Raw genomic sequence first — 13,748 nt, forward strand, 5'->3', positions numbered from 1 at the left:
CAATGTTAAAATATATCTTTTTTCTCCTTTTCTGTTGCTCTGCCCTAGGTCTAAAAGCGCAGTACGTGCTATTTGGACGAGCTGGGACTATTTCCTACGACAAAACGATGTACATGAAGAATATCGTCAATAAAAAATTCATCGCTAAGGCTGATGAAAATTCTAAACAGTTTTTTGAACGTATAGTGCCTAGGCTACCTGAAAGTGCCGTGTTAAAGAAGTCAATGAAATTCAATACCACGGAGACGTTTTTCGAATCGCTAAAAGATGAGAGCCTGGACGCGGAGATAAAGCAGTATATTATGATGTTTGCGTTAGACTTCGACGCGGCAACACTTTCAAACATGGTGAACCGATCGTTCTTAAGATACAATGATATCGTTGGTGAAAAGATCATCGTTCAAGATTCTATGAAGCGTATCAAATGGAAAATCACTGATGAGTATCGTGAAATCGCTGGTTACAATTGTAGGAGAGCCAATGGGATTACACCTGACTCTGTTTATGTTATTGGATATTATTGCAATGAAATCCCCATCAGTGGCGGTCCCGAATCTATCAACGGTCTCCCTGGTATGATTTTAGGCTTAGTGGTACCAAGTCAGCATGTCTCTTATTTTGCAACGAAAGTAGAATTTAGTAACACGGTTGTGATGGATAAAAAGAAATTTGAGAATACAAAGGTGAAGCGGATGACTCGAAAGGCGATGACAGATCAAATGACGAGTGTCCTATCGCAACACATGAATAAAGAAACCGTTCAATTTATTATGGAACTTGGTAATTTGTAAACATTCCAAAATTCTGTTTTAATAATATAATGAGTATTCGTAACTCGCAGCAAAAACAAACAGCTCTTCCCTTGACGAGCTGTTTGTTTTTGCTGCGATAACCCAGAATAATTTTTCGTTTAGCTATTTCCGAGTAGAATAAAAATATCTTCGCGACTAATATCGAATCGAGTGCTATTAAATTTGTGTCAGCTAACCTGTTAATACAAAGTAAAAAACATGGACGGAAAAAACCTAAGATGGACCGCAGGCTCCTTTTGAAGATTATTAAGATATCAAAGTTTATGAGTGGAAGATCGTATGCAACGTTTCACCAATCATCCAAAAAAAAAGGCCTTTCATTAGAAAGGCCTTTTTTATGTTAACTCCGAAAAAGACTATTTTCCGTCGTTTTTCTTAGCAGTAACTTCGTTACGAATTTCTTGTGCTAAAGTTTTAATTTCTTGTAATCCTTTACGTACACGTGTACCAGCGGCAGAATTACCATTGTTGAAGAACTTGTCTGCATCAGCTTCGATAGAAGCTACTAACTCTTTTAATTTTACGTAGTTTTCCATTTTTTTATAATTATAATTTTAGTTTTTATGGTTTTTCCTAAACACTCCTTAAATATACAAAAACGAATCAAATAGAAAATAAATTTCGTTTTTTTTTATCGAAAAAGCTGAAAAAACTATTCAACAATCTTTAGTTCGTCAATAATGTTGGTTGCTCCTGCAAATTTATCGATAATAAATAATACATAACGAATATCAACTGAAATTGTACGTTGCAACTTATGGTCAAAGATAACATCTCCAGCCATTGCTTCAATATTACCATCAAAAGCTAGGCCAATTAATTCGCCATTGCCATTTATTACGGGTGAACCGGAGTTTCCTCCTGTTATATCGTTGTCACTTAGGAAGTTTACTGGTAAATATCCCTTTTTGTCTGCATAGCGGCCATAGTCCTTATTATTATACAGGTCAATCAGACGTTGCGGTAAATCAAACTCTTCGTCACCTTTTTTGTACTTCGCAATGGTGCCTTTTAATGTCGTGTAGAAGTTCTTATCAGCATCGTTACGCGGATCGCTTGGTAAGCCTTTTATCGAGCCGTAAGTTAACCGTAAAGTACTGTTCGCATCCGGATAGAATTTTCCTTTTGGATTCGAAGCCAATACACCAGCAACATATTTACGATAAGCACCTTCAAATTTGTCGTCTTGCATTTTCCAGCTAGGATCTACTTGACGGTATCGGTTGAGTAATGCTGAAGAAAGTTTATATAATGGATCATTCGCTAAGATTTCAGCATTAGGAGTTTCCAAGTAATTGTTCAGACGTTCAGCCGAAGCGAAGATGCTGTTCTTCACCGATTCTTTAACAAAAGCCGTAAAGTCGCCATTATTTTTTGCAGCCAATTCAGCAATATATGGCGCTATATTTCCAGCCTTTTTAGCATAAAGGTTCAATTCGTCAATTAATACTTGCTCTTCAAGAGGCATGTAAATCTTTTCGTAACCTGCCTCTATTGCAGATTTTAAACGTGGGAGAATTGCATTCCTTTGCGCTTCGTCCCCAGCAGCATATACTTCTAATCCAGATCCGATTGAATATGGAAGAGCAGCAATCGCACTGGAACGCAACATGCCCATCAAATAGTTGTCGTGTCTAGCCTTATCGTTCGTTGCTGCATAGAACTCATTGATTGTCGTGATGACATCTCCATATTCGGCTTTGTTTGCAGTTTTATTTGCCCATTTGTCAAATTTCGCTTCGTCTTTTGCTTTTGCTTCCGCTGTTTTATGTAATGTCAAAGCGTCAATCATCCCTTGACGATTTTTCCAGTAATTTGCTACTTGAGAGTATTTAGACGCGTAGTTCAATTTGACAGCTTGGTCTTGATCCATGAATTTTTTCATGGCATCCATACCGGTTTTAGACGCTTCTACCCAAGCTGGATAAGCGAATTTTACATTTTGGTTGATCCCTCCTGAAGGCATCCAACGGTTTGTACGACCTGGGTAACCTAAAATCATTGCAAAATCTCCTTCTTGAACACCTTTTAAGCTGACAGGTAGGAAATGCTTAGGCTTCAAAGGAACATTGTCTTGTGCATATTCTGCAGGATTACCATTCTTATCAGCGTAGACACGGAAAATTGAGAAGTCACCAGTATGACGTGGCCATTCCCAGTTATCGGTATCACCACCAAATTTTCCGATGCTATTTGGAGGAGTTCCTACTAACCGAACGTCATTGTAATCTTGGTATACAAAATAATAGTACTCGTTGCCTTGGTAGAACGATTTTACTTCAACTACATACTTGCCATTTTCGCTATTCTCTTTTTGAATTTTGGCAATTTCAGCAGCAATGATTTTTTTTCGCTCATCTTCAGACATTTTGTTGTTCACCAAACCTAAGATTCGTTTTGAAACATCATCCATACGAACAAAAAAGCGAACCGACAAAGATTTTGGCTTTAGCTCCTCAGATTTGGATTTCGCCCAAAAGCCATTTGTCAAATGATCATTTTCTGGCGTAGATAGTTCAGCAATGGCGCCATATCCACAATGGTGGTTGGTAAATACTAAGCCTTGGTCTGAAACGATTTCTGCTGTACAGCCGCCGTTAAATTGTACAATTGCATCTTTTAGACTAGAGTGGTTAATGCTGTAGATTTCTTCGGCACTTAAACGAAGTCCTTTTTTTTGCATATCTGACTCATTCAGACGCTTCAAATACATTAAAAACCACATCCCTTCGTCGGCAAATGCAGTAAAGCTTGTTGTTATGAACAACAAACACATCCATAATTTTTTCATATCAACCTGATAAAAAGTTTGTTTATACCCTACAAAAATGCTTTAATTCTCTTAAAAACCAAAATATTAGACTTTATAATGTGCTTTTCACCAATTTTTATGTCAATTAAAAGTAAATGTGTGCGGTATTGATCGGTGAGGAAAGCCAAATGGACTCTTTTCCTTATCTTTGCAAGATGCAGCAATCATTTGAAAATTTTAAATTCAATAAACAGATCTTAAATGCGATAGCGGAGGCTGGGTATCAACAGCCGACCGAAATCCAAGAAAAGGCAATTACACCAATATTGGCCGGACAGGATGTGATGGGAATCGCTCAAACGGGAACTGGAAAGACGGCGGCATTTGTGTTGCCGATGCTGATGAAGCTAAAGTATGCGCAAGGAAATGATGCGCGTGCTTTGATTTTAACACCAACGAGAGAATTGGCCATGCAGATCGAAGAAAATATTAAACTATTTTCTACTTATCTTGATTTACGATCAGTGGTACTTTATGGTGGATTAGGGCCAAAAACTCAAATAGAAGCACTCGAAAAAGGAGTGGATATTATCGTTGCAACACCAGGTCGATTTTTGGACTTGTACCTGGAAGGGCATATTGGTGTCAAATCACTAAAATTTTTGGTCTTGGATGAGGCCGATAAGATGATGGATATGGGTTTCATTAGTAAGATTCATCGTGTTCTGGAAATCGTACCCCGGAAACGGCAGAACTTATTGTTTTCGGCTACCATGAGTGAACTTGTGCGGAAAATAGCAGGTGATTTCTTGGCGTTTCCTACCATTATTGAGGTGTCCGAACAAGCTACACCAGCAAAGACGGTAAGTCAGGCGCTATATGTCGTTCCCAACCAAAAGACAAAATTGAATTTACTTCAGCATCTTCTGAAAGATGATGAAGCGTTTAGTCGACTGATTGTTTTCTGTAAAACCAAGCAGGTAGCAGACAATGTCTTCCACTTTTTGGAACGTAAATACGGTAAAGATGAGGTTCGTGTTATCCATGCCAATAAAGGTCAGAATACACGTATCAACTCCATCAATGCGTTTAAGGAAGGTAATATTCGTATTTTAGTCGCAACGGATGTGGCGGCGCGTGGACTAGACGTTTCTAATGTAAGCCATGTGATCAACTTTGAAGTACCTATTGTTATAGAAGATTATGTGCATCGTATTGGACGTACTGGACGCGCTTTTAATGAAGGTGATGCCATTACGTTTTGTAATGAGGCTGAGAAATATTACGTTCGCAAAATAGAAAAGTTAATCAAGCAAAGTATACCTGTATATCCAATCCCAGAAGAAGTCTTTATAGAGAAAACACCTTTTCATGAAAAACAAGACATCGCGCGCGAGATTGACAATCAAAAACGAAAAGATGATCCAGATTTTCAAGGCGCTTTTCACGAAAAGAAATACGTTATCAAACAGAAAGAAGTGCGGGAGGCACAACGAGCTTCCGGATTTAAACCAAAAGCAAAAAGTAAAAGTAAGTCTGCAGGCGGAAAATCGGGAGGAACAAATCGTAATTTTAAAAAACGTTAATTTATTGTGCGCTTTACACCACTAAATATCGCTAGTGCATCCCTTGTTGCCTGGTTTATTATGGAAAACCACAATGATGAAAAGGCCTTATTTACTTGGGGCGCATTTATCTTATTGTTGTTGATATTGACCGTCATTGATATTGTATTTAGGGTCTTTGTAAAGCCAAATAAAAAAATGTGGTTATTACAATTGGCATTTTTGGCCGTCGTTTGTGTCACCAGTTTAATTGTCAAAGTAACCTTTGGGTAAGAGGTAAAATTAAAAATAAAGATGGGTTAGGTTGTGAATCGATGGTAAATATAGTTCCTGTTTCAAAAAACATAGCTCAAAATAAATAGCTCAATAATATTAAAATGAAAAAAGCTGAAATAAAATTACAGGTAGAGTTAGATGAAAACAACGTACCTGAAAATATCATGTGGTCTTCTACAGATGGAAATAACGCGGAGGAATTACCTGCAAAAGCGATGTTTTTAGCCCTATGGGATTCACATTATAAAAATTCAATGCGTATTGACCTTTGGACTAAAGATATGCCCTACGATGAGATGAAACGTTTTTTCTATGAAACGCTTCAAACATTGGGCGACTCTTTTATCCGTTCTTCAGGCGGTGATCCGATGGCTGAAAAAGTTATTGGCGACTTGCGCGATTATTGTGCGCATTTTGCAGATAAAATGGAAGTTTTAATGCCACAACAATAGTTTTTAACGCTTAACAGAAATTTCACCATGCAATACTTCTTAGTAAAATCTGAACCATTTAAATATAGCTGGGAGCAATTTAATAAAGATGGACGCACCTTCTGGGACGGTGTTCGCAATTATCAAGCTAGGAATAATATCAAAGCGATGAAAGAAGGGGATCTGGTCCTGTTCTACCATAGCAATGAAGGAAAAGAAGTTGTGGGCGTGGCCAAAGTCGTCAAGGAATTTTATCAAGATCCCACAACAGATGATGAGCGTTGGGTTGTTGTGGACCTGGAACCTGTTGAGACGCTGAAGAAATCCGTTACGTTGGAAACCATTAAGGCCGACGAGCAGTTGCAGGATATTGCTTTGGTCAGACAAGGACGTTTGTCTGTCATGCCTTTGAAGCCAGAAGAATTTGATCGGATTTTAGCGCTTGGTAACGATTAAGGTACCTCGAATAAATCAGGCTATTATATGTTGATATAATGCAAAAAGGGAAAACGATCGTTTTCCCTTTTTGCCTTTTTCAAACAGTATGTGAACTGAACAATCAAAGTTAGGCATCAGTTCTTTTGGCTAAAGAGACTGACCAATGCTTGTAATTTTTTTGCATTTTCAGGCTTTAATTTCCCCGCGAGAATAAGACGTAATTCTCTTCGTTGTAATGCATCTTCGTATGCTTTGTGTTCTGACTCTGTTTCCGGAATTAAAACAGGCACCGCTTTTGGGTTGTTATCCGCATCAACTGCAACAAAGGTATAATACGCTTCGTTGGTTTTTACACGGGTGCCTTCCGGTAAATTAGAAGCGAAAATTTCCATGCGTACCTCCAAAGAACTATTAAATGCACGCGTTACCTGAGCTTGTATCGTGACTACCTCACCGAGTTTAATGGAGCGCTTAAAAGATACATTGTCCACTGATACTGTTACGACGACATTGCTGCAGTGTTTTTGAGCAGCAATAGCCGAACAGATATCCATCCAGTATAATAAACGGCCACCCATCAAATTCCCAAAAGTATTTGTGTCGTTGGGTAATACCAATTCGTTCATCTCAGTGTATGACTCTCGCGCAAATTTTTCTATCATATCATTATTTGTCATTATCTTCCAAACGTTTTGAATTGATTATCTATGATTGCCAAGGCATCCATAAATGACGTCGGCACATAACCCAATTCAGCGTTAGATTTAGTCAGATCAAAGCCTGTCTGCCGTGGCCTGTTTTCCGCCTGTCCAATGCTGGCAGCACTGATCTCCGAAATCAATCCTTTGTCTAGCTGCCAATAGTCCGCAATTTTGTAGACAGCCTCACTGATCGACATTAATTCTGCTCCTGAAATATGAAATATTCCCTGCGCTTTTCGGTCAATCGCGAGTTGGCAAGCATTAGCTAAATCATCCACAAAGGTAGGCATTCTCCATTGGTCATTGACTACTTTTATGGGTTCATTTTGCGACAACTTACTTTTGGCCCATAATACGAGATTCGAACGATTGGGGTCAGCATTGATCCCATAGACTAATATGGTGCGAAGGATAGCATAATGACAGCCCGATTGTACAAGCATTTGTTCGGAAGCGTATTTACTTTTCCCATATTCACTTTGTGGATTGGGAAGATCTGATTCATCATAAGGAGCATTTTTTTTGCCATCAAATACAAAGTCCGTAGATAAGTGGACCAATTGGGTCTTATGTGTAGTACAATAGGAAGCCAGAAAGGCTACGAGATCGACGTTAAGCGATTGACATGCGGTTCGATCTGCTTCACAAGCTTCTACACTCGTCATAGCTGCAGTATGGACGATTGCATCGAAAGTTTGTGCAGACAAAAAATCTGTTAATTGATTACGGTCCAATAAGTCTACCTGAAAAAAAGCATAATTCGCTTGATTCGGATTGCGGTTTGGTCCTTTTGAAATGGCAACAACATCATATTGGCCATTTTTAGCCAGTAAATCAACCACCTTTTGGCCAAGGAATCCATTGGATCCTGTCACTAGAATTTTTTTCATCAACAATAATTAAATGATATCCAAGCAGCTGTTTATCAAGACTCGTTTGGAGGGGCTTAAGTACGCTGTTTAGTTTATTCGTGTATTTCTACGAAGCGGCCTATCTATTTGTAATGTAGCATTCGTTCAGGCAAAAAGTTAAATTGTCACATTTCGCTAGACGTGAATCCGCTTTTTTATTTGTTTTAATTGGTCCATATAAAATCCATTTTACGGGATTGTTTCATGATATTTTCAATTACAGTTTTTTCTAGATCCAAAATACACTTTAATGCGTTATAATCAATTTTATCTGCATCATCGGTCGGCATATGGTAGTCTGGGTGTCCGCCCGTATGGAAAAACAATACGGGTATATTCTTTTTGTAAAATGAAGTTTGGTCAGAGCCGCCATTCCCATCCCGGCTTAGGTTAAATTTTATAGGTGCCTGGATATCTTTAAATATCACTGGCCATTGGCTACTTGTTCCATAACCAATTACAGCAAGGCCATTGCTAGGATTATAGCGACCAATCATATCCATATTGAGCATCGCTGTGATTTTGTCTAGGGGTAGGGTAGGGTGTTCTGTAAAATATTTGGAACCAACTAATCCTAATTCTTCCGCTCCGAAAGCAATAAACAGCAAGTTGTAAGGTTCTTTTTCATTGTTGCTACTGAAGTAACGTGCAAGTTCCAATAGGCCGGCCGTACCAGAGGCATTATCGTCGGCTCCATTGTGTATTTTACCTACTCCTAAGGAATCTTTTGAGCTTCCTTGACGACCTGTTCCCAAGTGATCATAATGTGCGCCTATAACAACTGTTAAGTCTGCGCCGTTGTCAATATATCCAATGATATTATCTGCATTGCGAATGCTGTCTGCAACTTTTACTTTCCAGACTTTGGCTTTGAAGGATTGACGGTACCCTCTTTCACCTTTAGGCTCAAGCTTGTATTTTTTGAATTCCTTTTCAATATAATCTGCAGCTTTGAATACTTCCTTACTGCCTGTTCCCCGTCCCTGCATTTTATCATCGGCGAGGAAGTAGATATGTTTTTTTAAGTTTGAAACTTCAATCTGTTGTGCTTGCGCCGTTTTGATTCCCATTAGGCAGCAGAGTATCAGAAGTAAGCTGATGTTTTTCATTTTTAATAGCGATGTTTAATTAGTTTCAGGTATTATCTATATAAAAATAAAAGCCTTGAGATTAACAAGGCTTTTAGGGATATTTCGTTAATCTTCAACGATTTCACTGTGGATGCTGGATTTCTCTTCTTTTTCTGTTTTAAAATACCGTTTTTGAAATAACAGGATCAAAACCACCCCAACAGATATTGCCGAGTCAGCAATGTTGAATACGGGTCGGAAGAAGAGGAACTCTTCACCGCCCCAAAAGGGCACCCAAGAAGGGAAGTTGCCTTGAATTAATGGGAAATAAAGCATATCGACTACTTTTCCATGAAGAAAGGATGAGTATCCTCCTCCTGCCGGAAACAGACTCGCTTTATCATACCAGGTACTTTCACTAAAGATGACACCGTAAAAAGCAGAATCGATGATATTTCCAAGCGCACCAGCAAGAATTAAGGCTACATTTAAGATAAAGCCTCGATTATATTTATTCTTGATCATGTAATGTAGGCCGTATCCAATGCCCGCTACGGCAAGAATGCGAAATACTGTCAAAAACAATTTGCCATAATCGCCGCCAAATTCCATGCCGTAAGCCATTCCATTATTTTCAATAAAATGAATCTGGAAAAATTTCCCCAATACATGGTGGCTTTGTCCAATTGTCATGGTTAGCTTAACCCAGATCTTCGACAATTGATCTAATAAAAGAATCGCGACAATAAGTGCGATCGGTTTTGTATAACCCTTCATTGTGTTATAAAAATGGTCCTTGCCTAAGCAAAGACCATATATTTAATGCCTAAAATTAATATTGTTTGTTTTTCGCTTCGATGCTTAGCGTCGTATGTGGAACAGCTTTCAAACGTTCTTTTTGAATCAGTTTTCCGGTCTCTCTACAAATACCATACGTTTTGTTCTCGATGCGCACCAACGCTGCTTCAAGGTTGTCGATAAATTTCTTTTGACGAGCAGCCAATTGATTAGTTTGCTCTTTTTCTAAAGTAGCTGAACCGTCTTCCAATGTTTTGTACGTTCCAGCAGTATCATCGGTACCATTAGCATTACTGTTATTAAGCGTTGCGGTCAACGAGGAAAGCTCTTCTTTTGCTATTCTAAGCTTGTCTAGGATAATATCTTTGAATTCTTGTAATTCTGAATCGCTATAGCGTGTTTTCTCGTTGTTGTTTGCCATAATTTAATTTTTTTGGATTAATGCCTTAAGTTCTTTGCCATCGATCTCGATGGTCTCTCCTTCAGTTAGTGAATCTTCAAATACCAATGAATCGGCCAGAATTTCGGTGCAAATATACGATAAATTTTCGTTGGCAGCATTGATCACTTCCGAAGCAGCTGTTAACTTTACGTTAATTCTGTCGGTGACTTCCAATCCCTTTTCTTTCCTTAGATTTTGTAGACGGTTAATCAATTCTCTTGATAGACCTTCTTTCTTCAATTCTTCGGTAATATGTATATCTAATGCTACGGTCAATTTACCTAAATTTGCTACCTGCCACCCCTCAACGTCTTCAGCTATAATTTCAACATCGCTCAGTAGAATCGTATATGGCGTACCTGTTAGGGCTAATTCGCCTGTTGATTCCAACGTGCTAATTTGATCTATAGTCAACGATTGGATAGACGAAGAAACTAACTTCATATCCTTACCAACTTTCGAGCCAAGAGCTTTAAAATTTGGTTTTATTTTTTTCTTAATAATACCAGTGGTATCTGTAATGAACTCGATATCTTTAATATTGGTCTCAGAAAGTATCAGATCTTTTACTTTCTCTACCTTTACTTGGAAAACACTATCAAGTACCGGAACCAAAATTTTGTTTAAAGGTTGACGTACATTGATGGAAGTTTTCTTCCGTAAAGAAAGTGTCAACGATGAGATATCCTGCGCTAAAGCCATACGTTCTTCCAGATCTTTATCGACTAGACTTTCATTGTAGACCGGGAAATTCGCCAAGTGAACAGATTCAACTTGATCCTTATTTGTTGCTGAATTTAAATCCAGGAATAACCTGTCCGAGAAGAAAGGTGATATTGGCGACATCAGTTTCGCAATCGTATCAAGACAGGTATAAAGTGTTTGATAGGCCGAAATTTTATCTTCTGTATAATCTCCTTTCCAGAAACGACGACGGCAAAGACGGACATACCAATTGCTGAGATGTTCATCGACAAAGTTTTGAATAGCGCGCGCAGCCTTTGTAGGCTCGTAATCCGCTAAGTATTCGTCTACTTCCTTGGTCAACGAATTTAACAAGGAGATAATCCAACGGTCAATTTCAGGACGTTTTTCCAAAGCAATATCGGGTTCTGAATAGGAGAACTTATCGATATTGGCATACAGTGCAAAAAAGGCATAGGTATTATATAAAGTACCGAAGAATTTACGACGAACTTCATCCAACCCTTCCATATTGAATTTAAGGTTGTCCCATGGTGCCGCGTTACTGATCATGTACCAGCGTGTTGCATCGGCGCTGTATTGATCGATCGTTGAGAATGGATCAACACCATTGCCCAGGCGTTTGGACATCTTATTTCCATTTTTATCCAATACCAAACCATTGGAAACCACGTTTTTGAAGGAAACCGATTTGTACATCATCGTAGAAATCGCATGTAAGGTAAAGAACCAGCCTCGTGTTTGATCAACCCCTTCAGCAATAAAGTCTGCCGGGTATGCATGATCGAATCCAGCTTTAAAAGGAAACTCTTCCCCTTTGGCTAGTTTTTCGTGATCCAATCCCCATTGTGCATAAGGCATTGCACCTGAATCAAACCAAACATCGATCAGATCAGGTTCGCGGAATAACTTTTGTCCGGCATCAGAAACAAGGACAATATCGTCCACATATGGGCGGTGAAGATCCAGTTGTTCGGTGTCGAATTTATCCAGGTAAGCTTTATTCTTCACTTTTTCATCGTCAGACAAGACGTCTGAGTTCAGAGAAGCTTCCAATAAGGACTTTAATTCAGGTAAGGAGCCGATACAAATTTCTTCATTTTCGTCTTCTGAACGCCAGATAGGAAGTGGAGTTCCCCAGTAACGCGAACGAGAAAGGTTCCAGTCTACCAGGTTTTCTAACCAGTTTCCAAAGCGGCCGGTACCGGTTGCTTCAGGTTTCCAGTTGATGGTTTTATTTAATGCAACCAAATCTTCCTTTACTGCTGTTGTGCGGATAAACCAGCTATCTAATGGATAGTATAGAACAGGTTTGTCTGTACGCCAACAATGTGGATAGGTATGCTCATATTTTTTGACATCGAAAGCTTTGTTGTCCTCTTTTAGTTTGATAGAGATCAACACGTCTGTGGGTTTGAAGTCTTCTTTTGAACGTTCCTCAGCGCTGTAATATTCCTCTTTGACAAATCTTCCGGCAAAATCGGTGATTTCACTTACAAAACGTCCAGTACGGTCAACAGTAGGTACCTCTTTTCCATTTTCATCTTTTATCAAGATGCCCGGTACACCATGTTCTTTTGCTACACGAAAGTCATCCGCACCATAAGTAGGAGCAGCGTGGACAATACCAGTACCATCTTCGGTGGTAACAAAATCACCTGGAATAACGCGGAAAGCATTTTCTTGTAAGTCCTCGTTGGTGATATAGGGCAACAATTGCTCATAGCGCAAGCCAACAAGTTCTTCGCCTACAAATTCTGCTGCAAGCTCCCAAGGAATTACTTTGTCGCCCAATTTATAGTCTTGGAAGGATGCATTTTCTCCTTCCGCTTTAAAATGTTTGCTGATCAAATCTTTCGCTAACACGACAGATACAGGAGCACCAGTATATTTATTGAAAGTTCGGATTTTAACATAATTTATTTTCTTGCCTACAACCAAGGCTGTGTTGGACGGTAAAGTCCATGGCGTGGTCGTCCAGGCAATGAATGCTACATCCTCCGCATCGTCGTCAACTAATTTTTCTATCGCTGGATGAAGCTGACTTTTGATCAGTCTAAACTCGGCAACGATGGTGGTATCTTTAACATCTTTATAGGTGCCGGGCTGGTTAAGTTCATGCGAACTCAATCCCGTACCTGCTGCCGGAGAGTAAGGTTGTATCGTATAACCCTTGTACAAAAGACCTTTTTTGTAAAGTTCTTTCAATAAATACCATAAGGTTTCGATGTATTCATTCTTGTAAGTAATATAAGGATGTTCAAGGTCAACCCAATAGCCCATTTTGGTGGTTAGGTCATTCCATACATCGGTATATTTCATTACCTCTTTACGACAAGCGTCATTATATTGTTCTACGGTTATCTTTTTGCCGATATCCTCTTTTGTGATTCCAAGAGCTTTTTCGACGGCAAGTTCAATGGGCAGACCATGGGTATCCCAGCCGCCTTTTCGTTTCACTTGGTAACCTTTCAAAGTCTTGTAACGGCAGAAAATATCCTTAATCGTACGTGCCATCACGTGGTGAATTCCAGGCATTCCATTTGCAGAAGGCGGACCTTCAAAAAATGTATAGGTCTTGCTCTCAGGACGATTATTGATACTTTTTTCGAATATTTTTTCCTGTTCCCAACGGGTCAAAATCTCTTTACCTATCTCGGGTAAATTTAACTGCTTATATTCTTTGTACATCAGACTGTTGTATGCTTCTTTTCTAAAGGTCGCTAATTTAGTGATTTATGATGGAAAATGAAAGAGGGCTATGTAGTGGTAATATCATTAAGTTGAAGGGAGCTGTATAGCATCTAACTTCCGGCAAATGGCGAACAGGATGGTGATAGCTGCTAC

General features: G+C 39.1%; 13 protein-coding genes. 5 read left to right on the forward strand and 8 right to left on the reverse strand.

What is annotated here, in order from left to right:
- Positions 1-2: 2 nt before the first annotated feature.
- Positions 3-791, forward strand: coding sequence for a GLPGLI family protein (locus VXM68_RS09220; RefSeq protein WP_294184078.1), 789 nt, complete (start codon positions 3-5; stop codon positions 789-791).
- Between the two features lie 377 nt (positions 792-1,168).
- Here the strand turns inward: VXM68_RS09220 and VXM68_RS09225 are convergent, their stop codons facing one another.
- Both VXM68_RS09225 and VXM68_RS09230 read right to left on the reverse strand, forming a co-directional pair.
- On the reverse strand, positions 1,169-1,348 hold the full coding sequence (locus tag VXM68_RS09225) for a hypothetical protein (protein ID WP_046674057.1): 180 nt from the start codon (positions 1,346-1,348) through the stop codon (positions 1,169-1,171).
- A gap of 116 nt (positions 1,349-1,464) precedes the next feature.
- A complete protein-coding gene (locus VXM68_RS09230) occupies positions 1,465-3,603 on the reverse strand; it encodes a S46 family peptidase (RefSeq protein WP_293956448.1) in 2,139 nt (712 codons plus the stop codon).
- Positions 3,604-3,779: 176 nt separating this feature from the next.
- Here VXM68_RS09230 and VXM68_RS09235 point away from each other — a divergent pair, with 176 nt between their 5' ends.
- The 4 genes from VXM68_RS09235 to VXM68_RS09250 all read left to right on the forward strand — a co-directional run bounded on the left by VXM68_RS09235 (position 3,780) and on the right by VXM68_RS09250 (position 6,292).
- Positions 3,780-5,150, forward strand: a complete 1,371-nt coding sequence (locus VXM68_RS09235; RefSeq protein WP_293956449.1) for a DEAD/DEAH box helicase — start codon at positions 3,780-3,782, stop codon at positions 5,148-5,150.
- A gap of 6 nt (positions 5,151-5,156) precedes the next feature.
- Complete coding sequence (locus tag VXM68_RS09240; protein WP_293956450.1) at positions 5,157-5,402, forward strand: hypothetical protein; 246 nt, start codon at positions 5,157-5,159, stop codon at positions 5,400-5,402.
- A gap of 104 nt (positions 5,403-5,506) precedes the next feature.
- Positions 5,507-5,857, forward strand: coding sequence for a gliding motility protein GldC (gene gldC, locus VXM68_RS09245; RefSeq protein WP_088160288.1), 351 nt, complete (start codon positions 5,507-5,509; stop codon positions 5,855-5,857).
- 27 nt (positions 5,858-5,884) lie between these two features.
- The gene (locus VXM68_RS09250) at positions 5,885-6,292 is read left to right on the forward strand and encodes an EVE domain-containing protein (protein WP_294184084.1); all 408 of its coding nucleotides are present in this window, start codon (positions 5,885-5,887) and stop codon (positions 6,290-6,292) included.
- Between the two features lie 116 nt (positions 6,293-6,408).
- Here the strand turns inward: VXM68_RS09250 and VXM68_RS09255 are convergent, their stop codons facing one another.
- The 6 genes from VXM68_RS09255 to ileS all read right to left on the reverse strand — a co-directional run bounded on the left by VXM68_RS09255 (position 6,409) and on the right by ileS (position 13,592).
- On the reverse strand, positions 6,409-6,936 hold the full coding sequence (locus VXM68_RS09255) for an acyl-CoA thioesterase (RefSeq protein ID WP_293956522.1): 528 nt from the start codon (positions 6,934-6,936) through the stop codon (positions 6,409-6,411).
- 14 nt (positions 6,937-6,950) lie between these two features.
- A complete protein-coding gene (locus VXM68_RS09260) occupies positions 6,951-7,865 on the reverse strand; it encodes an NAD(P)-dependent oxidoreductase (protein ID WP_367211081.1) in 915 nt (304 codons plus the stop codon).
- A 185-nt stretch (positions 7,866-8,050) separates the two neighbouring features.
- The gene (locus tag VXM68_RS09265; RefSeq protein WP_367211082.1) at positions 8,051-8,995 is read right to left on the reverse strand and encodes a M20/M25/M40 family metallo-hydrolase; all 945 of its coding nucleotides are present in this window, start codon (positions 8,993-8,995) and stop codon (positions 8,051-8,053) included.
- 87 nt (positions 8,996-9,082) lie between these two features.
- Positions 9,083-9,733: a lipoprotein signal peptidase gene (locus VXM68_RS09270; protein WP_293956454.1), complete on the reverse strand. Its 651-nt coding sequence runs from the start codon at positions 9,731-9,733 to the stop codon at positions 9,083-9,085.
- A 55-nt stretch (positions 9,734-9,788) separates the two neighbouring features.
- Positions 9,789-10,175, reverse strand: a complete 387-nt coding sequence (locus VXM68_RS09275) for a TraR/DksA C4-type zinc finger protein (RefSeq protein WP_046674049.1) — start codon at positions 10,173-10,175, stop codon at positions 9,789-9,791.
- A 3-nt stretch (positions 10,176-10,178) separates the two neighbouring features.
- Positions 10,179-13,592 carry an isoleucine--tRNA ligase gene (gene ileS, locus VXM68_RS09280; protein ID WP_294184092.1) on the reverse strand — a complete coding sequence of 1,138 codons (3,414 nt, stop codon included), beginning with the start codon at positions 13,590-13,592 and terminating at the stop codon, positions 10,179-10,181.
- Between the last annotated feature and the right edge of the window lie 156 nt (positions 13,593-13,748).

It is taken from the genome of Sphingobacterium sp. R2, from assembly GCF_040760075.1.
GTDB lineage: Bacteria > Bacteroidota > Bacteroidia > Sphingobacteriales > Sphingobacteriaceae > Sphingobacterium.